The organism is Pseudomonas sp. JV245A (genome assembly GCF_032424515.1).
Classification (GTDB): domain Bacteria; phylum Pseudomonadota; class Gammaproteobacteria; order Pseudomonadales; family Pseudomonadaceae; genus Aquipseudomonas; species Aquipseudomonas protegens.
In genome coordinates, this window is record NZ_VYKE01000086.1 from 1 (window position 1) to 24698 (window position 24698).

Genomic DNA, 24698 nt, shown 5'->3' on the forward strand with positions numbered 1-24698 from the left:
TCGCGAGCAAGCTCGCTCCTACAGAATCTCTTTAGCGTCGGGCGGGCTTTCCGGACAGCCATTTGTCCAGGGGCAGTTTGGTGATGGCGAAACCGCCGAGCAAGGTCGAGGAATACAGCAGCAGGTCCCGGGACAGGCTCTGGCCTTCGTACCAGGCGCCGATGATCACCGCGAACACCGGAAAAATGATGAACACGAAGGACAGGATCACCGGGTTCAGTCGTTTCAGCAGGAAAAAATAGACAATGAACCCACCCACCGAAGCCGCCAGCCCCAGATACAGCAGGGCGCCCCAGGAACGCGGGCTGATGGCGGAAAAGTCCGGGTGCTCGATCCCCAACCCCGCCAGGCACAGCAGTAGACCGGCGATGCCGATCGGCAAGGTGTTGTAGGTGATGACGCTGATGGCGCTGCCGTGTTTCTTGGTGACCACGTAACACAGTGCATGCAGCAGCGCCGCGCCGAGAATTGCCATTACTCCCGAGAGTTCATTGTGGTCGCTGAGCAGGTCCTGGCCGCGAATGATCTGGAACAGGCTGGCAAAGCCGATGGCAATGCCGAGCAGTTGCGCCAGGTGAATCTTCTCCCGCAGCAGCAGGGCGGAAAAAATCAGGATGAACACCGGCATGCAACTGAACAGCAGCGCGGTCAGGCCGGAGGAAACGTGTACCTCGCCGTAGTTGAGCAGGGTGTAGGGCAGGCTGAAGTAGCACAGGGTGACGAATGCCAGGAAGCCCCGGCTGCCTTTGGGAAACATCAGCGGCTCGCGGCGCAGCCAGGCAAAACAGGCGAACAGCGGAAAGGCAATCAGAAAGCGCAGGCCTGCGGCGGTCAGTGGCGGCACGCTTTGCACCGCAATCTTGATGCCCAGCCAGGTGGTGCCCCAACTCAGGCAGACAATCAGGAACAGGGTGCAGGTCACCAGGGTGGCAAGCCAGGGGCGGGGCAGGGCCCGGGTGTCGGATATGACGGTGCTGGTATTCACGCAGGCATTCCTTTCGTGATGAGCAATTGACCTCTATATTGGGCGAGTCATTTGCGGTAATTGAGCCCTTGAGCAACGCTATTGGTGAAAATGATGGCTGTCAAAGTAAGTATTGACACAGTGTCAATGATGCGTTCCGCATTGCAGGAAGGGGTGGGCGCCAAGTACAAGCGACTGGCCGAGACCCTGGAAAAGGCCATTGCCGACGGTACGCTGGCCCCCGGTAGCAAGCTGCCGCCTCATCGCCTGCTGGCGGACAAGCTGGGCGTGACCATTGGCACCATCAGCCGCGCGTACGCCGAGCTGGAGCGCCTGGGGCAGGTGGTGGCACGGGTCGGCGATGGTACTTATGTGCGCCAGGACGGTTTGCAGCGCCAGCGCGACAGCGGCTTTCGCAACGTCGCCGAGGAGCCGGAGGCGCTGTTCGACATGAGCCGCAACACCCATATTCCCGGCCAGGAAAACCATTTCATCGCTCAGGGCTTGCGGGCATTGGCAGAAGATCCTTTGGGGCTGCAGCAAATCGCCCGTTACAGCGCCGAGGCCGGTCTGGCGCGGTATCGCGCCGTGGGTGCGCGCTGGCTGACCCAGGATGGCCTGCAGGCGGATCCCGAGCAGGTGATTTGCGTCAACGGCGCCCAGCACGGCTTGCATGTCGCCTTGCTGGCACTGCTCAAGCCCGGCGATACCCTGGCCACTGAACACCTGACCTATCCGGGCCTGATCAGCACGGCGCGAATGTTGGGCATCAAGCTCCTGGGGTTGCCTATGGACGCACAGGGGCTGTTGCCGGAGGCCCTGGACGAAGCGTGCCGGCAGCACCGCATTTCAGCGCTGTATTGCACCCCGACCCTGCAAAACCCCACGGCTGCGGTGCAGTCCGCTGCGCGGCGCGAGGCCGTGGCGGAGCTCTGTCGCCGGCATAACCTGTTGATTCTGGAGGATGAAACCCACGCCGTGCTGATGGAGCGGCGCCCGGCGCCCCTGGCCCATTTCGCAGCGGAGCGCACGGTGCTGATCAGCAGCCTGAGCAAGGCCGTGGCTTCAGGGCTGCGGGTCGGTTTTCTGCATGCGCCGTCGCCCCTGGTGGGACGTTTGGCCGCAGCGGTACGCGCCACCTGCTGGATGGCCACGCCTTTGCCGCTGGAGCTGGTAGCGGGCTGGATCGACACGGGAGTTGCCGAGCGCCTGCGTCAGCAGCAGATGGCCGAAATCGCCCGGCGCAAGGAGCTGGTCACGGAGGTGTTGCAGGGGCTGGAGTGGTGCAGTCCGGAGGGTTGCCCGCATTTCTGGATCAGGGTTCCGGAGCCGTGGCGTGCCTCTGAAATCGAGGTGGATCTCAAGCATCAGGGATACTTGGTGGCCACTGCCGAAGCCTTTGCCGTGGGCCAGGCGGCGGTGCCGCAATTCGTCCGGGCCAGTGTCTGCAATACCACCGCGGATGATCGTCGGCTGCAGGACGGCTTTGCCGCATTGGCCGCGGCCTTGAAGCAGGAGAGCGGGCTGTCCCGCTGGTAGGGCGGCAGGCGAGGGGCAGTGCGGGCCTCGCCTTCGGTCGCGCAGAGGTTACTTGAAGCGCCGTTCCACGCCTTTTTCCACGAGGATCTTGGCCGAGATCTCTTCCACCGAGAAATGGGTGGAATTGATGTGGGGGATGTTTTCGCGGCGGAACAGGTTTTCCACTTCGCGCACTTCGAATTCGCACTGGGCGTAGCTGGAATAGCGGCTGTTGGGCTTGCGCTCGTTGCGGATCGCGGTGAGGCGGTCGGGGTCGATGGTCAGGCCGAACAGCTTGTGCTTGTGGGCGCGCAGGGCATTGGGCAGCTGCAGGCGCTCCATGTCTTCCTCGGTCAGCGGGTAGTTGGCCGCGCGGATGCCGAATTGCATGGCCATGTACAGGCAGGTCGGGGTCTTGCCGCAACGCGACACGCCCACCAGGATCAGGTCGGCCTTGTCGTAGTAGTGGGTGCGGGCGCCGTCGTCGTTGTCCAGGGCGAAGTTCACCGCCTCGATCCGCTCCATGTAGTTGGAGTTGTGGCCAATGGAGTGGGATTTGCCGACGGAGTAGGAGGAATGTTCGCTCAGCTCCTGTTCCAGGGGCGCGAGGAAGGTCGAGAAGATGTCGATCATGAAACCATTGGAGGTCGCGAGGATCTCACGAATGTCCTGATTGACGATGGTGTCGAAGATAATCGGGCGATGGCCGTCTTTTTCGGCGGCTATATTGATTTGTTGTACCATGGCCCGCGCTTTTTCCATGCTGTCGATATACGGCCGCGTGAATTTGCTGAAGGTAACATTTTCGAACTGCGCCAACAGGCTCTGGCCGAGGGTTTCCGCTGTGATGCCGGTACCGTCGGAGATAAAGAAAGCAGATCGTTTCATTTGCGGCTTGGGCCTTAAGCTAGTGACGATTCTTGGATATGATAGGCGCGATTTGTCGGCCGGGAATGGCCCGCATTCTCACTTATTTTCCAGGTCCAGGCCATATAGCGGGCAAACGCTCCCTGGAGCAGCCGGCTTCTGAGCTTTTCCAACACAGTTAGTGGAGAGATCACCTTGGTAGAGTACGTAGTTTCCCTCGATAAGCTCGGCAAACACGATGTTGAGCATGTGGGGGGCAAGAACGCATCCCTGGGCGAGATGATCAGCAACCTCGCAGGTGCGGGCGTATCGGTCCCTGGTGGCTTCGCCACGACAGCTCAGGCTTATCGTGATTTTCTTGAGTTGAGTGGTCTGAACGACCAGATCCATGCAGCGCTCGATGCGCTGGATGTCGATGACGTCAACGCCCTGGCCAAGACCGGCGCGCAGATCCGTCAGTGGATCATGGAGGCCGAGTTCCCCGAGCGCCTCAACACCGAGATCCGTACCGCCTTCGCCGCACTGTCGGCGGGCAATCCCGACATCGCCGTGGCCGTGCGTTCCTCGGCCACCGCCGAAGACTTGCCGGACGCCTCCTTTGCCGGCCAGCAGGAAACCTTCCTCAATATCCGTGGCGTGGACAATGTGATTCGCGCTGCCAAGGAAGTGTTCGCCTCGCTCTTCAACGACCGCGCCATTTCCTACCGCGTGCACCAGGGGTTCGACCACAAGCTGGTGGCCCTGTCTGCCGGTGTGCAGCGCATGGTGCGTTCGGAAACCGGCACCGCCGGCGTGATGTTCACCCTCGACACCGAATCGGGCTTCCGTGACGTGGTCTTCATCACCGGCGCCTATGGCCTGGGTGAAACCGTGGTCCAGGGCGCGGTCAACCCGGACGAATTCTACGTCCACAAGAACACCCTTGAAGCCGGTCGTCCGGCCATCCTGCGCCGCAACCTGGGCAGCAAGGCGATCAAGATGATCTACGGCGACGAAGCCAAGGCTGGTCGCTCGGTGAAAACCGTGGACGTGGACGCCGCCGATCGCGCGCGTTTCTGCCTGACCGATGCTGAAGTCAGCGAGCTGGCCAAGCAGGCGATGATCATCGAGAAGCACTATCAGTGCCCGATGGACATCGAATGGGCCAAGGACGGCGACGACGGCAAGCTGTACATCGTCCAGGCCCGTCCGGAAACCGTGAAGAGCCGTACCCAGGCCAATGTCATGGAGCGCTACCTGCTCAAGGAAACCGGCACCGTGCTGGTGGAAGGCCGTGCCATCGGCCAGCGCATTGGCGCCGGCAAGGTGCGGATCATCAAGGACGTGTCCGAGATGGACAAGGTCCAGGCCGGCGACGTGCTGGTCTCCGACATGACCGACCCGGACTGGGAGCCGGTGATGAAGCGCGCCAGCGCCATCGTCACCAACCGCGGCGGCCGGACCTGCCACGCAGCAATCATCGCTCGCGAGCTGGGCATTCCGGCAGTAGTGGGTTGCGGCAACGCCACCGAGCTGCTGAAAGATGGCCAGGGCGTGACCGTTTCCTGCGCTGAAGGCGACACCGGTTTCATCTTCGAAGGCGAACTGGGCTTCGACATCAAGCAGAACTCGGTGGATGCCATGCCGGAGCTGCCGTTCAAGATCATGATGAACGTCGGCAACCCGGACCGTGCCTTCGACTTCGCCCAGCTGCCGAACGCCGGCGTGGGCCTGGCCCGCCTGGAGTTCATCATCAACCGCATGATCGGCGTGCACCCCAAGGCACTGCTGAACTACGCCGGGCTGCCACAAGAGATCAAGGACAGCGTCGACAAGCGTATTGCCGGCTACCACGATCCTGTGGACTTCTACGTCGACAAGCTGGTTGAAGGCATCAGCACCCTGGCTGCGGCGTTCACACCGAAGAAGGTCATCGTGCGTCTGTCGGACTTCAAGTCCAACGAATACGCCAACCTGATCGGTGGCAAGCTCTACGAGCCGGAAGAAGAGAACCCGATGCTGGGCTTCCGCGGTGCTTCGCGTTACATCAGCGAATCCTTCCGTGACTGCTTCGAACTCGAATGCCGCGCCCTGAAGCGCGTGCGCAACGAGATGGGCCTGACCAACGTCGAAATCATGGTGCCGTTCGTGCGCACTTTGGGCGAGGCCAGCCAAGTAGTTGATCTGCTGGCTGAAAACGGCCTCAAGCGCGGCGAGAACGGCCTGCGTGTGATCATGATGTGCGAACTGCCGTCCAACGCCATTCTGGCTGACGAGTTCCTCGAGTACTTCGATGGTTTCTCCATCGGCTCCAACGACCTGACCCAACTGACCCTGGGCCTGGACCGTGACTCGGGGATCATCGCCCACCTGTTCGACGAGCGTAATCCTGCGGTCAAGAAGCTGCTGGCCAATGCCATTGCCGCCTGCAACAAGGCTGGCAAGTACATCGGCATCTGCGGCCAGGGGCCTTCGGACCACCCGGACCTGGCCAAGTGGCTGATGGAGCAGGGCATTGAAAGCGTTTCGCTGAACCCGGACTCGGTACTGGAAACCTGGTTCTTCCTGGCTGAAGGTCAGGGCGCGGCGTAATCGGTGAGTGCAGAGCCGGTCGGTCGCAAGGCTGGCTGGCTCTTGAAGATTCAAGCAGGGCGTGCTTCTTCTGGATGCCGCCCTTTTTTGTGCAAGAAGAATATGCAAAGCAGCAGCAACCTATTTCCGGTCGCCTTGATCAGTGCCGAGCGTCGAGGCGACCTCAGCGAAGATGTCTATCGCTTGAAGCCCGGCAACAGTCCCGACCCTTCCGTGGAGTTGGCCGTCACCCGCCTGGGGCTGGCCGATGAGCCTGAAGCCCGGGGGATCCCCGTGGTCCTGCTGCATGGCAGCTTTTCCAATCGACGTTTCTGGTATTCGCCCAAGGGCATCGGGCTGGGGGCCTATCTGGCCCGCGCAGGCTTCGATGTGTGGATTCCTGAAATGCGCGGTCACGGTTTGTCGCGCCGCAATGCCGACTACCGCAAGAACCGTGTCGCCGACTACGCTCGGTACGATTTGCCGGCAATTGCCGCCTTCGTCCGTGAGCAAAGTGCGCAGGTTCCCCATTGGATCGGTCATTCCCTGGGCGGCACTACCCTGGCGGCGGCCTTGGGCGGGCAGTACCTGGGTGATGCGGGCGTGGCTTCGGCGGCGTTTTTCGGTACCCAGATCAGCCGTACCTACTGGCCCTTGAAGATCCCGATGGTGGAGTGGGGTGGGCGCCTGGTGATCAAGCGCTTTGCTCAGTTGTCCGGCTCGCGGCTCAAACGTGGCCCCGAGGACGAGCCCATCGGGCTGGCTCTGGAGAGCATGCGTTGGCATGGATTGTTTGGTCGTTTCGGCGATGCCGATAAGGATTGGTGGGCGGGCCTGGCGCAGGTTACGGTGCCGGCACTGGCAGTCAGCGCCGCAGGGGATCATCAGGATCCGACCTGGGCCTGCCGCAAGTTGTTCGAGCAGTTGGGCAGCGAGCAGAAACAATTTGTCTGCCTGGGACGCGAGCAGGGATTCAGCGGTAATTTCGGTCACGTCGAGATGCTGGTGAGCAAACCGGCGCAGACTGAGGTCTGGCCGCTGGTCGCGTGCTGGCTCAAGGATCAGCAGGCTCCATTGCTGGTTTCTGTTGCCGAACCCGTGGCTGCGGTTTGAGGCGAAGGCTCTGACAAGGGCATTTCGCTCGATAGCGCTTGCGGCTAAGATATGACGCATTGCGCTGTTCTGGTCACATTCAGTTATTGAGTCGGCTTTCCGTTCCGCTGGCCTGGCTGCGAAAATACGGGGCAGGCGGGTTCGCTCATCAGGCCTTGCAGGTTAAACATCTGCGGTCTGGGCGCGTATCTATATAAGGCAGCACCGACACCTTCGATCGTGTTCTTTCTGTTACAGGAGTTTCTCGATGAACCATTACCTCACTCCCGACCTGTGCGACGCCTACCCGGACCTGGTGCAGGTGGTAGAGCCGATGTTCAGCAATTTCGGTGGTCGCGATTCCTTTGGTGGTGAAATCGTCACCATCAAGTGCTTCGAGGACAACTCGCTGGTCAAGGAACAAGTGGAACTCAAGGGGCAGGGCAAGGTGTTGGTGGTGGATGGTGGCGGCTCACTGCGCCGCGCCCTGCTGGGCGACATGCTGGCCGAGAAAGCCGCAAAAAACGGTTGGGAAGGATTGGTGATCTACGGTTGCATCCGTGATGTGGATGTCATCGCCCAGACCGATCTTGGCGTCCAGGCCCTGGCCAGCCACCCGATGAAGACTGACAAGCGCGGCATCGGCGACCTCAATGTGGCGGTTACCTTTGCCGGTGTGACTTTCCGCCCTGGCGAGTATGTCTACGCCGACAACAATGGCGTGATCGTTTCGCCAAGCCCGCTGAAAATGCCTGAATAAACAATCGACCTGACAAGGGATGCGGATGTTCGAGGAAGAAAACGCGCAATGGGGGCTGGTACATGCCCTGGTGCTGGATGGTGAAGGCGGTGCGCGTTCGATTGCCCGGACTGAGCTCGACGACCTGCAACTGCAGGCCCATGAAAGCCTGTGGCTGCATTGGGATCGCAGCCATCCGCAGACCCAGACCTGGTTGCGTCGCTCCAGCGGCCTGAGCGAGTTCAGCTGTGACCTGCTGCTGGAGGAAAACACCCGGCCACGCTTGCTGGCGCTCCCGGACTCGGAGTTGCTGCTGTTTCTGCGGGGTATCAACCTGAACCCGGGGGCCGAGCCGGAAGACATGGTCTCGGTGCGGATCTTTGCCTCTGCCCAGCGGGTGATTTCCTTGCGCCTGCGTCAGTTGCGCGCCACCGATGAGCTGCTGGTGCAGCTTGCCGAGGGCCGAGGGCCGAAGACGTCTGCCGAACTCCTCCTTTATATGGCCGAGTACCTGACCCACAAGGTGCAGAATCTGGTCAGCGACCTCTCGGAAGTGGTCGATGGCGAGGAAGAAAAACTGGATGCCGACGAACGGTATACCCCCGAGCACGGCAGCATTTTGCAGATCCGTCGGCGGGCTGCCGGGCTCAAGCGCTTCCTGGCTCCGCAGCGGGATATCTTCGCCCAGTTGAGCCGGATAAAACTGCCCTGGTTCGCCGTGGATGATGGTGATTACTGGAACGAGTTGCACAACAGTCTGACCCGTTACCTGGAAGAGCTGGAATTGACCCGAGAGCGCGTGGGGCTTGTGCTGGAGGCCGAAGACCGGCGTTTGAGCGTGCGCATGAATCGCACCATGTACCGCTTCGGGATCATTACCGGGATCTTCCTGCCGATGAGTTTTCTCACCGGCCTTTTGGGGATCAACGTGGGCGGCATTCCGTTCTCGGCCAGCCCTTATGGTTTCATCATCGCCTGCCTTTTATTGTTGGCGGTGGCCGTGGGGCAATGGTGGTTGTTTCGTCGTTTGCGCTGGGTGTGATGATGCTTCATGTGACCCGAATAAATCTGATCGCGTCTTTTTCAGACATCACCAGAGGTGCGTATGCACGATCCGTTTGAACAGTCTTTGCGTGACATGCTCAAAGCCTCGCCATCGAGCCGCGATGACGATGCCTGCCTGGGCCGCGTACTGAAAACCGCCAACCGTCAGGTGGGGGCGGGGGATCTGTTCAGCCTTCTGGGCCGCTGGCTGCCGGCGCTGATGATCGCCTTGAATAACGGATCGGCTCATATTGCGCCGGTTTCTCGTCGTAAATCTTCTGCTCGCACTGCTGATAAGGCTGATTGAATATGGAACTGGATCTCTGGACGCAGAGCCTCGTCACGGCGATGACCGCCTTGTGGACCAAGGTGGCGAACTTCATTCCGAACCTGTTCGGCGCGTTGGTGGTGCTGTTGCTGGGCTTCGTGGTGGCCAAGCTGCTCGATACCCTGCTCTCGAAATTGCTGGCCAAGCTGGGCCTGGATCGCCTCATGGGCGGCACCGGCCTGACCAAGTTGCTGTCTCGTGCGGGTTTGCAGGTACCCATCTCGACCCTGATCGGCAAGATCGTCTATTGGTTCGTTTTGCTGATTTTTCTGGTTTCTGCTGCTGAATCCCTTGGCCTTGAGCGAGTTTCGGCTACGCTCGATATGCTTGCGCTGTATTTACCGAAGGTTTTCGGTGCTGCGCTGGTGCTGCTGGTGGGGGTTTTGCTGGCGCAACTGGCCAATGGCCTGGTGCGCGGCGCCGCAGAAGGCGTAGGCCTGGATTACGCCAGCGGCCTGGGGCGAATTGCCCAGGGGCTGGTGATCATCATCAGTATTTCCGTGGCGATCAGTCAGTTGGAGGTTAAAACCGACCTGCTCAACCATGTGATCGTCATTGTATTGATTACCGTTGGTCTGGCTGTTGCACTGGCCATGGGGTTGGGAAGCCGGGAAATTGCCGGGCAGATTCTTGCGGGAATCTATGTGCGTGAGTTGTATCAGGTTGGGCAACAAGTACGTGTTGGTGAGGTCGAAGGCCAGATTGAAGAGATTGGCACGGTTAAAACTACATTGCTGACCGATGAGGGTGAGCTAGTCTCTCTCTCCAATCGGATCCTGCTGGAGCAGCATGTAAGTAGCCGCTAACCCGGCAAACCCTGCTAATGTATGCCGCCGCAAAATGCCCGTCATCGGGCTGCGGCGGACATTGACCTGACTGTCGGCACGACTCGTTTTGAATAAAACCCAATCGCTATCCACGCGCTATGACCCCCGTGAGCTCTCTGATGAGGAGTTGGTTGCGCGCTCACATACGGAGCTGTTTCACGTAACACGCGCCTATGAAGAGTTGATGCGGCGCTATCAGAGGACCCTATTTAATGTTTGTGCACGTTATCTGGGGAACGATCGGGATGCGGATGATGTCTGTCAGGAAGTGATGTTGAAGGTGCTGTATGGCCTTAAGAACTTTGAGGGTAAATCGAAGTTCAAGACATGGCTATATAGCATCACGTACAACGAATGCATCACGCAGTATCGCAAGGAGCGGCGCAAGCGTCGGTTGATGGACGCTTTAAGTCTTGACCCCCTCGAGGAGGCCTCTGAAGAGAAGGCGCCGAAACCTGAGGAAAAGGGCGGACTTGACCGCTGGTTGGTGCATGTGAACCCGATTGATCGGGAAATTCTGGTGCTACGATTTGTCGCAGAGCTGGAATTTCAAGAGATCGCGGACATCATGCATATGGGGTTGAGTGCTACAAAGATGCGTTACAAACGTGCTCTTGATAAATTGCGTGAGAAATTTGCAGGTATTGCTGAAACTTAGTTCGGCGCAAATATCTCTTACGTCTAGGTGAGTTCTGATAGACTTACCGCCGAGTTGTCCCCCGGTATGTGGGACTGCTTTACAATCACCAGATGGGGATTTAACGGATGAAACTGAAAAACACCTTGGGCATTGCCATTGGTTCTATTGTTGCCGTGACTTCGTTCGGCGTTCTGGCGCAAGGCCAAGGCGCGGTCGAGGGTGAACTGTTTTACAAAAAACAGTACAACGACAGCGTTAATCACGTTGAAGACGGCTTCAACCCAGGCGCATCGATCGGCTACTTCCTGACCGACGATCTGTCGTTGAACGCCACCTACGACAAGACCAACCACACCCGTTCCAACGACGGTACTGGTAACCAGAAAATCAAAGGCGACAACTTCGGCCTGAACGCTCAGTACCACTTTGGTACCGTGGGTGACGCTCTGCGTCCATACGTTTCCGGCGGTGTTGCTCACAAGAGCATGACCAACGTTGAGGCCGACGGCCACAGCGGTCGCGACCAGTCGACTTTCCTGACTGCAGGCGCTGGTGTTAAGTGGTACATCACCGACAACCTGTTCGCCCGTGCTGGCGTTGAAGCTGACTACAAGCTGGACAACGGCAAGTGGGACTACGCTCCTACCATCGGTCTGGGTGTGAACTTCGGTGGCAGCGGCGGCAAAGTCGCTCCAGCTCCAGTAGCACCAGCTCCAGCTCCAGAGCCAGCTCCAGAAGCTCCAGTTGCTGAAGTGGTTCGTGTTGAGCTGGACGTGAAGTTCGACTTCGACAAGTCGGTCGTCAAGCCTAACAGCTACGCTGACATCAAGAACCTCGCTGACTTCATGAAGCAGTACCCACAGACCACCACCGTTGTTGAAGGTCACACTGACTCCGTCGGTCCTGACGCTTACAACCAGAAGCTGTCTGAGCGTCGTGCAAACGCCGTTAAACAAGTTCTGGTTAACCAGTACGGCGTTGGCGCTAACCGCGTTCAATCCGTTGGTTACGGTGAGTCCCGCCCAGTTGCTGACAACGCAACTGAAGCTGGTCGCGCAGTTAACCGTCGCGTAGAAGCCTCGGTAGAAGCTCAAGCTAAGTAATTAGTCTTGTAGCTTGGAAAAACCCGGCCTAGGCCGGGTTTTTCTTTACCTGCGATTTGCCTTCCTGGCGCGAGAGTCAGGCCAGTTGCACCTGGGTTTCAGAGGTAAGGGCCGTGACCGACGCGGTTGCCGCGACTGCCCCGATAACCAGGATTGCCGGGCTCTTGAGGGCGAAAACCTGGGCGTCGCGTTCCATGTTCGCCAGTACGCTGCGGCATTCGCGCTGCTGCGGCAGCGAGGCGTTTTCAATCATCGCCACCGGCGTATCCGCCGCCAGTGCACCACCGAGCAACTGCTCGGCAATCTCCGCCAGCTTCGCCACGCCCATGTAGATCACCAGGGTCGTTCCGCTGTGTGCCAGCGCCTGCCAGTTCAGTTGGCTGTCGTCCTGCGTATGAGCAGTTACCAGAGTCACGCCTCGAGCAACGCCGCGTAGGGTCAGGGGAATATCACAGCGTGTGGCACCTGCCAGGCCGGCGGTTATGCCGTTTACCAGCTCCACTTCGATGCCCCGTGCCTTGAGCCACTGCGCCTCCTCGCCGCCACGCCCGAAAATGCACGGGTCGCCGCCTTTGAGGCGCACTACGCAGCGGCCCTGTCGGGCGTAGCGCAGCATCAAGCGGTAGATAAAGGCTTGGGGCGTCGAGCGACAACCGCCGCGCTTGCCCACCGGAATCACACGCGCCCCGGGGCAATGCTCCAGCACGGCAGGGTTCACCAGGTCATCGATCAGCACCACATCGGCCTCACCGAGGGCGCGTACGGCCTTGAGGGTCAGCAGCTCCGGGTCTCCGGGGCCAGCGCCTACCAACCAGACTTTTGCATTCATAGGGTTTCCTCACTCCAGGGCGACGACAGGTTGCACGCAAGCCGCGAGCAGGCGCTTGATCTCCGGCACGCAGGAGCCACATTGGCTGCCGCAACCCAGTTGCTGTTTCAGTTGTTCCATATCCAGGCCTTGCGCGATTCCGGCGCAGACCGCGCTGTGGCTGACGTTCCTGCAATTGCACAAGATGCGTTCCCGTTGTCCGCCCAGGCCGCTGGCGTCTGGCGGTGCACTCATCGGCGCCAGCAGCCAGCGCCTTAGTTGTTCATCGGCGCGGCCTTGCTGCCACAGCTCGTGCAGCCAATGCTGTGCCAGGGTTTCCCCGGACAAACGGATGGCGATAATTCGCCCCTGTTCGATCCGCACTCGCTTGCCGATGGCCCGGCGCAGGTCGTCGTAGGCCAGTACCGGGCCTGTGTCGAGCTGCAATTGCCGGTCGATGGCCTGAAGCAGTGCCGCTTGTGGTGCTTGCGCATGGGCGGCGCGAATCACCAGTGCCGGGCGCTCGCGACCGGTCAGGCTGAGGCTGACATAGGCCAGAGCCTGGCAAAGAGGGCGCAGGGCCCGGAAATGCGCCTGCACATCACCTTCAATCAGCACGAACAGTTGCCAAGGCAGTAGCACCGGTTCCAGGCGCACGCCGCTGTGCTTGAGTTCCGGCTGTTTGGACAAGGGGTCGAAGGCGGGCTGGGTGACGGCATTGACCCCGCCCTTGAGGAAGCGATCGCCGAAGTGCATGGGCAGGAAGGCTTGCCCGGGGCGCACGCTGTCATCGCCGGTCACCGCCACGATTACGCTGCCGCGCCGGCTCTTCAGGTTCACCAGTCCTCCATCTCGCAGGCGTTGGCGCCGCAGTTCGTCCGGATGCAGGCTCAGCAAGGCTTCGCTGACATGGCCGAACAACTGCGCCGCAGTGCCTGTACGGCTCATGCCGTGCCATTGGTCGCGCAGGCGGCCGGTGATCAGGGTCAGGGGGAAGCGTGCGTCCCGCTGCTCCTTGGCTGCTACATAAGGGTCGCTGACAAAACGCGCACGGCCATTGGCGGTGGGAAAGATCCCGTGTACATACAGGCGCTCAGTACCCTGCGTCGCGCCTTCAGGGAAGGGCCATTGTTGTGGGCCGAGGCGGTCGAGCAACTCGTGGCTGAGGCCGCTCAGATCCAGGTCGCGGCCGCGGGTCAGGCCCTTGTATTCATCGAACACCCGGGCGGCGCTATCGAAGGCAAACAGGCTCGGCAGGCCGGGGCGCAGGAATCGCTCCAGGCGTTGAGCAAAATCCACGGTGATCGCCCAATCCGCTCGGGCCTCGCCGGGGGCGGCAACGGCCTGGCGGACATGGGAAACCCGGCGCTCGGAGTTGGTCACCGAGCCTTGTTTTTCGCCCCAACTGGCGGCTGGCAGCAACAGGTCGGCGAATGCCGCGGTTTCGGTGGTGGCAAAGGCTTCCTGCAGAACCACGAAGGGGCAGTTCAGCAGCGCCTCGTGCACTCGGTTCTGGTCCGGCAGGGATTGCGCCGGGTTGGTGCAGGCGATCCACAAGGCCTTGATGCGGCCGCTGCGCATCTGTTCAAACAGCTCCATTGCGCTCAAGCCAGGGCTGGCGGGCAGTTGCTCCACGCCCCAGTAGGCGGCGACTTCGGCGCGGTGTTCCGGGTCGGCAGCCTCGCGGTGTCCAGGCAGCAGGTTGCTCAAGCTGCCGGTTTCGCGCCCACCCATGGCATTGGGCTGACCGGTGAGCGAGAAGGGGCCTGCACCGGGGCGGCCGATTTGCCCGGTGGCCAGGTGCAGGTTGATCAATGCACTGTTTTTCGCGCTGCCGGCGCTGGACTGGTTCAGGCCCATGCACCACAGGGACAGAAAACTTGGCGCATTGCCCACCCACTGGGCGCATTCCTGCAATTGCTCGAGGCTGATGCCGCACAGCTGGGCCACCATCGGCGGGGTGTAGTCGCGGACCAGGGCCTTGAGCTGCACCAGGCCCTCGGTGTGTTGCTGGATGAAATCCCGGTCGATCCAGTCCTCCCACAGCAGCAGGTGAAGGATGCCGTGAAATAAAGCGACATCTGTGCCGGGCAAGATCGCCAGGTGCAGGTCAGCCAGGTCGCAAGTGTCGGTACGACGCGGGTCGATCACTATGACTTTCATCTGTGGGCGTTGGCTTTTGGCCTGTTCCAGGCGACGAAACAACACCGGATGGGCGTAGGCCATGTTGCTACCGACGATCATCACGCAGTCGCTTTGCTCCAGATCCTCATAGCTGCACGGCGGCGCGTCGGCCCCCAGGCTGCGCTTGTAGCCCACCACCGCCGAAGACATGCACAGCCGGGAATTGCTGTCGATGTTGTTGGTGCCCACCAGGGCCCGGGCCAGTTTGTTGAAGGCGTAGTAGTCCTCGGTCAGCAGTTGCCCGGAAATATAGAACGCCACGCTGTCCGGGCCGTGCTCGGCGATGGCCTGGGCGAACACCCCAGCGGCATGTTCCAGGGCGCTGTCCCAGTCGCAGCGGTTGCGGGCCAGGGCCTTGCCCAGGCGCAGTTCCGGGTACAGCGCGCGGGCCGCGTGGTCGCCGGTCAGGTGCAGGCTGGCGCCCTTGCTGCACAGTTTGCCGAAGTTGGCCGGGTGCGTCGGGTCGCCACTGACCCCGAGAATATGTCGGCCGTCATGCTCGATCAGTACCCCGCAGCCGACCCCGCAGTAGCAGCAGGTCGAGGCCGTGCTCTGGCGCTCCATTACCCGGCATCCTGCAGGGCCAGCAGCACCCGGCCGCTTTCCACTCGGGCCAGATGCTGGTGGGCGCAGCCGTGGTCTGGGGCCTGGGCCTGCCCGGACTCCAGATCGATCTGCCAGTTGTGCAGCGGGCAGGCTACCCGTTTGCCGTAGATCAGCCCCTGGGATAGCGGCCCGCCCTTGTGCGGGCAGCGATCGTCGAGAGCGAAGACTTGATCATCGCTGGTACGAAAAATTGCGATATCGCCCTTGGGGCCCTTGATGATGCGCGAGCCCAGGGTGTTGATTTCTTCCAGGGCGCAGATATCCAGCCAGTTCATGCCGGCACCTCCAGTTGTTTTACGGGGATCGACTCGAACTCTTTTTTCAGCTGCGGCTCGGCCAGGCGCTGTTGCCATGGGTCCTGCTCGAAGGACAGGGAAAACTGCAGGCGCTCGTTCAGCGCCTTGCGCCGCTGCGGGTCTTCCAGCACGGCCTTTTTCACGTGTTCCATGCCGACCCGTTGCAGGTAGTGCACGGTGCGTTCGAGGTAGAAGGCTTCTTCGCGGTACAGCTGGAGGAAGGCGCCGTTGTATTCGCGCACTTCTTCGGCGGTCTTGAGCTTGACGAAAAACTCCGCCACCTCGGTCTTGATCCCGCCGTTGCCGCCGATGTACATCTCCCAGCCCGAATCGACGCCGATGATGCCCACGTCCTTGATCCCGGCTTCCGAGCAGTTGCGCGGGCAACCGGAGACCGCCAGCTTGACCTTGTGCGGCGACCACATGTTGAACAGGTCGTGTTCCAGCTCGATTCCCAGCTGGGTGGAGTTCTGCGTGCCGAAACGGCAGAACTCGCTGCCGACGCAGGTCTTCACGGTGCGGATGGATTTGCCGTAGGCGTGGCCGGACGGCATGTCCAGGTCTTTCCAGACTCCGGGCAAGTCTTCCTTGCGGATGCCCAGCAGGTCGATGCGCTGGCCGCCGGTGACCTTGACCATGGGCACCTGGTACTTGTCGGCGACATCGGCGATGCGTCGCAGCTCGGACGGATTGGTCACGCCGCCCCACATCCGCGGCACCACCGAGTAGGTCCCGTCTTTCTGGATGTTGGCGTGGGCCCGTTCGTTGATCAGCCGCGATTGCGGATCGTCCCGGGCTTCCCCCGGCCAGGTGGAGATCAGGTAGTAGTTCAGCGCCGGACGGCAAGTGGCACAGCCGTTAGGGGTGCGCCAGTTGAGGTAGCTCATGGTGCCGGCGATGGTCAGCAGGTGCTGGTCGCGGATCGCCTGGCGGATCTGCCCGTGGTTCAGGTCGCTGCAGGCGCAGATGGCTTTTTCGCTTTTCGGCTTGACGTCCGCCGCGCCGCCCACGGTATTGATCAGGATCTGTTCCACCAGCCCGGCACAGGAGCCGCAGGAGCTGGCGGCCTTGGTGTGCTTCTTGACCTCGTCGACGCTGAACAGCCCCTGTTCCTGAATGGCCTTGACGATGGTGCCCTTGCACACCCCATTGCAGCCACAGACCTCGGCAGTGTCGGCCATGCTCATGGCCTTGTCCTGGCCCTGATGGCCGACGTCGCCCAACGCGTTCTCACCGAACATCAGGTGGTCGCGGATCTCGCCGATGGCCTGCTGCTCGCGGATCTGCCGGAAGTACCAGCCGCCATCCGCGGTGTCGCCATACAGGCAGGCGCCGACCAGCACGTCGTCCTTGATCACCAGCTTCTTGTAGACCCCGCCAATGGGGTCGGCGAGGGTGATGGTTTCGGTACCGTCGCCACCCATGAAATCCCCGGCGGAAAACAGATCGATGCCAGTGACCTTCAACTTGGTGGACGTCACCGAGCCCTGGTAGCGGGCGAAGCCCAGTTGGGCCAGGTGGTTGGCGCAGACCTTGGCCTGTTCGAACAACGGCGCCACCAGGCCGTAGGCGATACCGCGGTGGCTGGCGCACTCGCCGATGGCGTAGATGCGCGGGTCAAAGGTTTGCAGGGTGTCGTTGACCAGTATCCCGCGGTTGCAGGACAGGCCGGCCCGTTCCGCCAGCTCGGTGTTGGGACGGATGCCGGCGGCCATCACCACCAGATCGGCGGGGATGATCTCGCCATTCTTGAACTGCACCGACCCGACCCGACCATTGCCGGCATCGATCAGGGCCTGGGTCTGTTCGCACAGGCGGAACTTCAGGCCGCGGCTTTCCAGGGCGTTTTGCAGCAACTGGCCGCTGGTCTGGTCCAGTTGTCGCTCCAGCAGCCATTCGCCGATATGCACCACGGTCACATCCATGCCGCGCAGCTTGAGGCCGTTGGCGGCCTCCAGCCCCAGCAGGCCGCCGCCGATCACCACCGCATGGGTGTGAGTCCTGGCCGTGTCGATCATCGCCTGGGTGTCGGCAATGTCGCGATAGCCGATCACCCCCTGCAGGTCCTTGCCGGGAATCGGCAGGATAAAGGGCGTGGAGCCGGTGGCGATCAGCAGACGGTCATACTCGGCTTCGCTGCCGTCCTCGGCGATCACCCGGCGCCTGATCCGGTCGATCTCTACCACCTTGCGGTTGAGCAGCAGCTTGATGTGGTGGTCCAGGTACCAGTCCAGGTCGTTGAGGACGATGTCCTCGAACGTCTGTTCACCGGCCAGCACCGGCGACAGCAGGATGCGGTTGTAGTTGGTGTGGGGTTCGGCGCCGAAGACCGTGATGTCGTACAGCTCATCGCTCAGCTTGAGCAGTTCTTCCAGGGTGCGGACCCCGGCCATGCCGTTGCCGATCATCACCAGTTTGAGTCTTTTCATGGGCTTCTCCGGAGCTCAGGCAGGGTCAGTGACGCCTGGCTCGACAAAATGCGCGCAAACAAAAAAGGCGTCCCGTCAGTGGCCTGACGAGGACGCCTTTGTCCGATCCCGTTCTCTCGGGAAGCCTGCCTTCGTCGTTGAAGGCCGGGCTTTATGTCTGTTGCCTGACGCAATGCAGCGCCTGTGCCAAGTGGCCGAGGTGCTGGTTTTATTGAGCTTTGATGAAGGTTCTGTGCGTGCTGATCTCGGCTGTTGCACTGAATTGAGACGCTATGCCCTGTTTCGGCTCTTTGTGGCAGATCGGGTCGCGTTTGGATCAACGGCTCCTAGGGACGCAGGGGCCTGAGGTTTGTCGGGAGTTTGAGGAGCAAGGCCACCCACCCGATGGCCTCAGTGATGCAGCAGTGACAGCAACAAGATCAGGTTGAGCAGCAAGGCGAGCAGGGCGATGCCGCGCCAGACTTTCAGCGGTTCGCGTTCCAGTAATGGCCGCGATCTGGTGCTCAAGCTACGGCGTTCGCCCTGTTCCAGCGCCAGCAGCCATTCTTCGGCAGTTTCGTAGCGCTGTGCCGGATCGGCATTCACCCCGCGCTCCAGGCTTTGTGCCAACCATTCCGGCAGGTCCGGGCGGTAGCGGCCGGGGTTCGTCGCTGCGCCGAAACGCGGGCGCTGGAAGGCTTCGATCTCGCCGTGGGGGTAGTGCCCGGTCAGCAGGTAGTACAGGCTGACGCCTACCGCATAGAGGTCCTGTTGCGGGCCGGGAGGTTCACCGTCGAAGGCTTCCGGGGCGATAAAGCTCGGGGTGCCGGGTAGCAGGTGTGCCGGGTCCGCCGAGAGGCCGGGGCAGTACGCCAGGCCGAAATCCAGTACCCGCAGTTCGCCATCGTCCCCCAGCAGCAGGTTGTCCGGTTTGATATCCCGGTGCAGGATCTGCCGCCGGTGCAGCAGACCGATTGCGCGTAGCAGATGCTCGGCCAGGGGCTGCCACTGGGCCAGGGGCAAGGGGCCGTTCTGGCGAAGCAGTTGTGCCAGGGTACGGCCCGGGTATTCGCGCATCAGGTAGTACAGGTGCTGGCGTGAAGTTGCGCTGTGTACCTGGGGAAAGTGACGCCCGGCAACGCGGCGCAGCAGCCATTCTTCGCATAGCAGTCCCTGGCAGGCCGTCAGGTCGTTGTGCAGGGCCGGGGGCAAGGTCTTCAGCAGCCAGGTTTGTTGCTGTTCGTCGTGTACCCGATACAGCAAGGCCTGCTGGCTGTGGCTGAGCAATGCCTCGACTTGCCAGCCCTCGAAGCGCTGGCCGGGTTTCAGCGGCGGCGGCAGGGGCCATTGCTGCAGCTGCAGCAGGGCGTCACCGAGGCTGCTTTCGCCGAGCTCATCGACTCGCACCAGCAGCGCGCTGGCGTTGTCCTGGCTGCCGGCCAGGTGGGCGGCGCGGACCAGGGTCTGTACAGCGCTGTCCGGGTCCGTCTGGTCACGCAGAATGGCAGCGATGGCGCTGTCGCCCAGGGTGGCCCAGACTCCATCGCTGAGCATCAGGAAGCTTTCGCCCTGGCGCAGTTCGCCGTCGAGGAAGTCCAGCACCAGATGTTGGTCCAGGCCCAGGGCACGCTTGAGCACATGCTGCATGCCCGGTTGCTCCCAGACGTGGTCCTGGCTGATGCGTTGCAACTGCTGCCGGTGCCAGCGGTAGACCCGGCAGTCGCCGACATGGGCCAGGGTGAAGCGCCGGCCCCGCAACACCAAAGCGCTGAGGGTGGTGAGCAGTGGCTGGCCGCCGCCGTTGGCCTGGAGCCAACGATTCTGGGCGACCAGCAGGCGTTCCAGGGCTTGGGCCACAGCCCAGGTTTGCGGGGTGGCGTAGTAGTCCAGGGCCAGGGCCTGCACGCTTGAACGGGCGGCGAGGCCGCCGTCGGCGCACTGGCTCACACCGTCGGCGATGGCGAACAACAGGCCTTTGCTTGCGGCCAGGTCCGGCGCCGGGGTGACCCGGCGCAGGGCGTCCTGATTTTCCGCCCGCGGTCCGGTGGCGCTGGCCTCGGCGTGGCTCAATTGCAGGCCCATGACGCCCTCAGACCCGCGCCGCAGTCACGGCGGCGGAGCCCCAGGTGGTTCTCCAGCGGCGCTTGACCCCGTGCAGGCCGAACCAGGCCAGGACCCCGAGGCTGGCGAACAGCCACAGCGCCAGTTGATAGCTGCCGGTGCTCTGCTTGATCGCACCCATGCCCGCCGCCAGGGCAAAACCGCCGATGCCGCCGGCCATGCCGATCAGCCCGGTCATGACCCCTATTTCCCGGCGAAAGCGCTGCGGCACCAGTTGGAATACCGCGCCATTGCCTGCGCCGAGACCGAGCATGGTGCAGACGAACAGCGCCAGCGCCGCATAGGAACTGGGCAGGTTGAAGCCTACGGCGGCGATGCACACCACCGCCACGCTATACATGCCGAGCAAGGTGCGAATACCGCCGAAACGGTCGGCCAGGGCGCCGCCCAGAGGGCGCATCAGGCTGCCGCCGAAGACGCAGGCGGCGGTGTAGTAGCCTGCGGAGATCGGGCTCAGACCGTACTGGTCGTTGAAGTAGCCGGGCAGGGCGCTGGCCAGGCCGATGAAGCCGCCGAAGGTCACGCTGTAGAAGAACATGAACCACCAGCTGTCACGATCACCCAGGGCCTTGAAGTAGTCGGCCATGGACTTGGCCTGGGGCCGTTGGGGGGCGTTCTTGGCGAGCCAGGCGAACAGCGCCAGGGTCACCAGCAGGGGAATCAGGGCGAGGCCGAACACATTACTCCAGCCATAGGCCGCTGCCAGTACCGGTGCCAGCAGGGCGGCGAACACCGTGCCGGAGTTGCCGGCGCCGGCGATGCCCATGGCCTTTCCCTGGTGCTGCGGCGGGTACCACTGCGAGGCCAGGGGCAGGGCCACGGCGAAGGAAGCCCCGGCCATGCCGAGGCATACCCCCAGCAGCAGCGCCTGCTCATAGCTGTGGATGCCCAGCTTCCAGGCCATGAACAGCGCGCCGATGACGATCACCTGGCCGATCAGGCCGGCGGTCTTGGGTGACAGGCGATCGGCCAGCAGGCCCATGATGAAGCGCAGCACTGCGCCGGCGAGGATCGGCGTGGCCACCATCAGTCCGCGTTGCTGAGTGCTCAGGTGCAGGTCGGCGGCGATCTGCACCGCCAGGGGGCCCAGCAGGTACCAGACCATGAAGCTCAGGTCGAAATACAGAAAGGCCGCGAACAGGGTCGGGGTGTGGCCGGATTTCCAGAAGCTTGAATTCATCGCGCACCTCAGCTGATAAGAGTCGTTGGAGTCGTCATGAGCTTGCAGGTGGAGCGCCGCCACGGCCGCGCCACCGACCCCGGTCAGTGGGGCCAAAACGAAAAAACGTCGGCACCCGGCTCGTTGAGGGCGAGCAGGGCGCGCGACGTCTTTGTCGTAGGTGGGGCAACCGCCGTTGGTTACCGGTGTGGAGCTGATAGCAAGAGCCGCGCCAACCTGCGGCCGATGCTGGCTCGCATGGGCTGGTTCGCTGTAGGAGCTGGCTTGCCAGCGAAGGCACCCTCAAGACTGGCGCAAGGTTCAGAGGCCTATTCGCCGGCAAGCCGGCTCCTACGGGGCGCAGGTCAGCCCAGCAGATCCTGCATGGCGATGATCTGTTCCGCGACCTGGATCAGCTTCTGCTGTTTGCTCATGGCCTGGCGACGCATCAGGGTGTAGGCCTGTTCTTCGTCGCAGTCCTTCATCTTCATCAACAGGCCCTTGGCCAGTTCGATGCGCTTGCGCTCGGCCATTTGCTGGTCCCGGGCCTGGAGTTGCGCGCGCAGGGCCTGGTCGCTTTCAAAGCGCGCCATGGCCACGTCGAGGATAGGCTGCAGGCGCTGGACCTGGATGCCCTCGACGATGTAGGCGCTGACCCCGGACTTGATCGCCTGGCGCATTACCCCCGGATCGTGTTCATCGGTGAACATCACGATGGGCCGGGGTTGATCGCGGCTGACCAGCACCACTTGCTCCATGACATCGCGGCTGGGTGACTCGGTATCGATCAGGATCACGTCCGGACGCACTGTTTCGACGCGGCCCGGCAGGTCGATGGTCAGGCCGGATTCGTCAATCACCTCGAAACCGGCTTCGCTGAGGGCGGCCTTGAGCCTTCCGACTTTTTTCGCGGTGTCGTTGATCAGCAGGATACGCAGCATGTTCGCGGGCTCCGATCAGCGCTGGGCAACAAGGGGAGGGGTGCCGTTCATCGCATGCAGGCGGAAGCTGCGGGCATAGGCGGCAGGCTCAGAGCCGTCCCACACCTTGCCATCGATCAACTGGCTGCTGCGCATGTCCTGGCCCCAGGCGGCGATGCCCAGCGCGGTGGCGGCTTCGCGGTATAGCTCCAGCTGCTGCACGTGGCGAGCGACGCCCAGGTAATCCGGGTCTTCCCGCAGCAGGCCCCAGCGCCGGAACTGGGTCATGAACCACATGCCGTCGGACAGGTAGGGCAGGTTGACGGCGCCATGATGGTGAAAACGCAGGGCGTGGGGGTCCTGCCAGCAATTGCCCAGGCCGTCGGCGTAATCCCCCAGCAGCCGCGGCTCGATGCAGTCCAGCGGTGCATTCAGGTAATCGGCAGCGCTCAGCAACTGGGCGGTGCTGCGGCGGTTTTCCGGGCTTTGCTCGATAAAGCGGCTGGCTTCGAGAATCGCCATCACCAGGACCCGGGCGGTGTTCGGGTATTGCTCGACGAAGGCGCGGGTGCAGCCGAGGACTTTTTCCGGGTGATCCGGCCAGATCGCCTGGCTGGTGGCCAGGGTGAAACCCTGATCCTGCTGCACTGCACTGGCGCTCCAGGGTTCGCCGACGCAGAACCCGTCGATGCGCCCGGCCTGCAGATGAGCCACCATCTGCGGTGGCGGCACCACTACGCTGTCGACATCCTGCAGCGGGTGGATACCCTGGCTGGCCAGCCAGTAGTACAGCCACATGGCGTGGGTACCGGTGGGGAAGGTCTGGGCGAAGGTCAGTCGTGCCCGGCTTTGGTGCACATGGCGGTCCAATGTCTCAGGGCTGGTCACCTTGAGGGCTTGCAGTTCCCGGGACAGGTTGATGCTCTGGCCGTTCTGGTTCAGGCCCATGAGCACTGCCATGTCACAGGGGTTGGTGCCGCCGATACCCAGGTGTACCGCGTAGATCAGTCCATACAGGCTGTGGGCGGCGTCCAGCTCGCCGCTCACCAGCTTGTCCCGCAGGCTGGCCCAGGAACTCTGGCGCTTGAGGTTCAGGGTCAGGCCGTAGGGTTGGGCGAAGCCTTGAGTGGCGGCGACCACCACTGAGGCGCAATCGGTCAGGGCCATGAAGCCCAGGTCGATGGCGGACTTTTCCGGGGCATCGCTGCCGTTGACCCAGGCCAGCGGGGTGTTGGGGAGATCGGTCATGACGTGGCACCTTGCATAAAAAAGCGTCGTACCCGCCGACCGGGTGAGGCCGGGGCGGGTGACGACGCCATTGTCCTGGGACCTCAGCCGCCCTTGGCCGAGGTCTGCATGCACATGAGAGTGCAAGGCATATGCCAGCCCGGCGGGGATTTCACTTCGCGCCTCGCCTGCAAGCCCCGGGGCCGGCTATAATCGGCGCCCTATTTCGCCGCCAACCGAGTTCATCCCACCCATGTATACCCTGGCCCGCCAGCTGTTGTTCAAACTCTCCCCGGAAACCTCCCACGATCTGTCCCTGGACCTGATCGGCGCGGGCGGGCGTTTGGGCCTTAACGGGCTGTTGTGCAAGGCCCCGGCGCAGATGCCGGTCAAGGTCATGGGCCTGGAGTTTGCGAACCCGGTAGGGCTGGCTGCGGGCCTGGACAAGAACGGCGCAGCCATCGACGGCTTCGCCCAATTGGGGTTTGGTTTTGTCGAGATCGGCACCGTCACCCCACGCCCGCAACCGGGCAACCCCAAGCCGCGGATCTTCCGCCTGCCCCAGGCCGAGGCCATCATCAACCGCATGGGCTTCAACAACCTGGGGGTCGACAACCTGCTGGCACGGGTCGCGGCCTCGCAATACAAAGGCGTGCTGGGGATCAATATCGGCAAGAACTTCGACACCCCGGTGGAGAGGGCGGTGGATGATTACCTGATCTGCCTGGACAAGGTCTATGCCCACGCCAGCTATGTCACGGTCAACGTCAGCTCGCCCAATACCCCGGGCCTGCGCAGCCTGCAATTTGGCGAGTCGCTCAAGCAACTGCTGGCGGCCTTGAGCCAGCGCCAACAGGAACTGGCTGCGATCCACGGCAAGCGTGTACCGCTGGCCATCAAGATCGCTCCGGACATGAGCGACGAGGAAACCGTGGAAGTGGCCCGCGCCCTGCTTGAAACCGGCATGGATGCAGTGATCGCCACCAACACCACTTTGAGCCGTGAAGGTGTCGAAGGCCTGGAGCACGGCGCCGAGGCCGGCGGCCTGTCCGGCGCACCGGTACGGGAAAAGAGCACCCACACGGTCAAGGTACTGGCTGCTGAACTGGCCGGCCGTTTGCCGATCATCGCCGTGGGCGGCATCACCGAAGGCAAGCACGCGGCTGAGAAGATCGCTGCGGGCGCCAGCCTGGTGCAGCTGTATTCGGGGTTCATCTACAAGGGGCCGGCGCTGATTCGCGAGTCGGTGGATGCCATCGCGGCCATGGGCTGAGAGGGAAGGACGGCACGCGGGCAT

20 protein-coding genes are annotated in these 24698 nt (G+C 62.2%); 10 read left to right on the plus strand and 10 right to left on the minus strand.

Annotated elements, in window-relative coordinates:
- Positions 1 to 31: 31 nt before the first annotated feature.
- Entirely contained in the window at positions 32 to 985 is a 954-nt protein-coding gene (locus F6S12_RS20860; protein ID WP_315869292.1) for a DMT family transporter, read from the minus strand.
- A gap of 93 nt (positions 986 to 1078) precedes the next feature.
- On the opposite strand from F6S12_RS20860, the gene F6S12_RS20865 reads away from it, so the two are divergent.
- Complete coding sequence (locus F6S12_RS20865; RefSeq protein ID WP_161466668.1) at positions 1079 to 2503, plus strand: PLP-dependent aminotransferase family protein; 1425 nt, start codon at positions 1079 to 1081, stop codon at positions 2501 to 2503.
- Between the two features lie 48 nt (positions 2504 to 2551).
- On the opposite strand, the gene F6S12_RS20870 is transcribed toward F6S12_RS20865, so the two are convergent.
- Positions 2552 to 3370 carry a pyruvate, water dikinase regulatory protein gene (locus F6S12_RS20870; protein ID WP_011060188.1) on the minus strand — a complete coding sequence of 273 codons (819 nt, stop codon included), beginning with the start codon at positions 3368 to 3370 and terminating at the stop codon, positions 2552 to 2554.
- A 174-nt stretch (positions 3371 to 3544) separates the two neighbouring features.
- Here F6S12_RS20870 and ppsA point away from each other — a divergent pair, with 174 nt between their 5' ends.
- The 8 genes from ppsA to F6S12_RS20910 all read left to right on the plus strand — a co-directional run bounded on the left by ppsA (position 3545) and on the right by F6S12_RS20910 (position 11672).
- Positions 3545 to 5920, plus strand: a complete 2376-nt coding sequence (gene ppsA / locus F6S12_RS20875; RefSeq protein WP_041116859.1) for a phosphoenolpyruvate synthase — start codon at positions 3545 to 3547, stop codon at positions 5918 to 5920.
- 102 nt (positions 5921 to 6022) lie between these two features.
- A complete protein-coding gene (locus F6S12_RS20880) occupies positions 6023 to 7012 on the plus strand; it encodes an alpha/beta fold hydrolase (protein ID WP_015634749.1) in 990 nt (329 codons plus the stop codon).
- A 247-nt stretch (positions 7013 to 7259) separates the two neighbouring features.
- On the plus strand, positions 7260 to 7751 hold the full coding sequence (gene rraA / locus F6S12_RS20885) for a ribonuclease E activity regulator RraA (protein ID WP_011060191.1): 492 nt from the start codon (positions 7260 to 7262) through the stop codon (positions 7749 to 7751).
- A gap of 25 nt (positions 7752 to 7776) precedes the next feature.
- Positions 7777 to 8772, plus strand: coding sequence for a zinc transporter ZntB (locus tag F6S12_RS20890; RefSeq protein WP_011060192.1), 996 nt, complete (start codon positions 7777 to 7779; stop codon positions 8770 to 8772).
- A gap of 63 nt (positions 8773 to 8835) precedes the next feature.
- On the plus strand, positions 8836 to 9081 hold the full coding sequence (locus tag F6S12_RS20895; RefSeq protein WP_011060193.1) for a hypothetical protein: 246 nt from the start codon (positions 8836 to 8838) through the stop codon (positions 9079 to 9081).
- Between the two features lie 2 nt (positions 9082 to 9083).
- Entirely contained in the window at positions 9084 to 9908 is an 825-nt protein-coding gene (locus F6S12_RS20900; RefSeq protein ID WP_008048604.1) for a mechanosensitive ion channel family protein, read from the plus strand.
- A gap of 88 nt (positions 9909 to 9996) precedes the next feature.
- Positions 9997 to 10587 (plus strand): RNA polymerase sigma factor SigX, encoded by a 591-nt coding sequence (gene sigX / locus F6S12_RS20905; protein ID WP_011060195.1) that lies wholly within the window; start codon positions 9997 to 9999, stop codon positions 10585 to 10587.
- A gap of 107 nt (positions 10588 to 10694) precedes the next feature.
- Positions 10695 to 11672, plus strand: a complete 978-nt coding sequence (locus tag F6S12_RS20910; RefSeq protein ID WP_011060196.1) for an OmpA family protein — start codon at positions 10695 to 10697, stop codon at positions 11670 to 11672.
- 76 nt (positions 11673 to 11748) lie between these two features.
- Here F6S12_RS20910 and cobA read toward each other — a convergent pair whose 3' ends face one another.
- The 8 genes from cobA to F6S12_RS20950 form a co-directional block, all read right to left on the minus strand.
- Positions 11749 to 12501, minus strand: coding sequence for a uroporphyrinogen-III C-methyltransferase (gene cobA, locus F6S12_RS20915; protein ID WP_161466669.1), 753 nt, complete (start codon positions 12499 to 12501; stop codon positions 11749 to 11751).
- A gap of 9 nt (positions 12502 to 12510) precedes the next feature.
- A complete protein-coding gene (locus F6S12_RS20920) occupies positions 12511 to 15228 on the minus strand; it encodes a nitrate reductase (protein ID WP_161466670.1) in 2718 nt (905 codons plus the stop codon).
- Complete coding sequence (nirD, locus tag F6S12_RS20925; RefSeq protein WP_015634753.1) at positions 15228 to 15545, minus strand: nitrite reductase small subunit NirD; 318 nt, start codon at positions 15543 to 15545, stop codon at positions 15228 to 15230. The genes F6S12_RS20920 and nirD overlap by 1 nt, the downstream gene beginning before the upstream one ends.
- Entirely contained in the window at positions 15542 to 17995 is a 2454-nt protein-coding gene (nirB, locus tag F6S12_RS20930) for a nitrite reductase large subunit NirB (protein ID WP_169893328.1), read from the minus strand. Before nirB ends, nirD begins: the two co-directional genes overlap by 4 nt.
- 390 nt (positions 17996 to 18385) lie before the next feature.
- Positions 18386 to 20056, minus strand: a complete 1671-nt coding sequence (locus F6S12_RS20935) for a bifunctional protein-serine/threonine kinase/phosphatase (RefSeq protein ID WP_041116865.1) — start codon at positions 20054 to 20056, stop codon at positions 18386 to 18388.
- 7 nt (positions 20057 to 20063) lie between these two features.
- Entirely contained in the window at positions 20064 to 21275 is a 1212-nt protein-coding gene (locus tag F6S12_RS20940) for a nitrate/nitrite transporter (RefSeq protein ID WP_041116866.1), read from the minus strand.
- A 344-nt stretch (positions 21276 to 21619) separates the two neighbouring features.
- Complete coding sequence (locus F6S12_RS20945; RefSeq protein WP_123430269.1) at positions 21620 to 22195, minus strand: ANTAR domain-containing response regulator; 576 nt, start codon at positions 22193 to 22195, stop codon at positions 21620 to 21622.
- A 15-nt stretch (positions 22196 to 22210) separates the two neighbouring features.
- Positions 22211 to 23422: a CmpA/NrtA family ABC transporter substrate-binding protein gene (locus F6S12_RS20950; protein ID WP_123430270.1), complete on the minus strand. Its 1212-nt coding sequence runs from the start codon at positions 23420 to 23422 to the stop codon at positions 22211 to 22213.
- A gap of 232 nt (positions 23423 to 23654) precedes the next feature.
- Between F6S12_RS20950 and F6S12_RS20955 the strand changes: the two genes are divergently transcribed.
- A complete protein-coding gene (locus F6S12_RS20955) occupies positions 23655 to 24674 on the plus strand; it encodes a quinone-dependent dihydroorotate dehydrogenase (protein WP_015634759.1) in 1020 nt (339 codons plus the stop codon).
- The last annotated feature ends 24 nt before the right edge of the window (positions 24675 to 24698 follow it).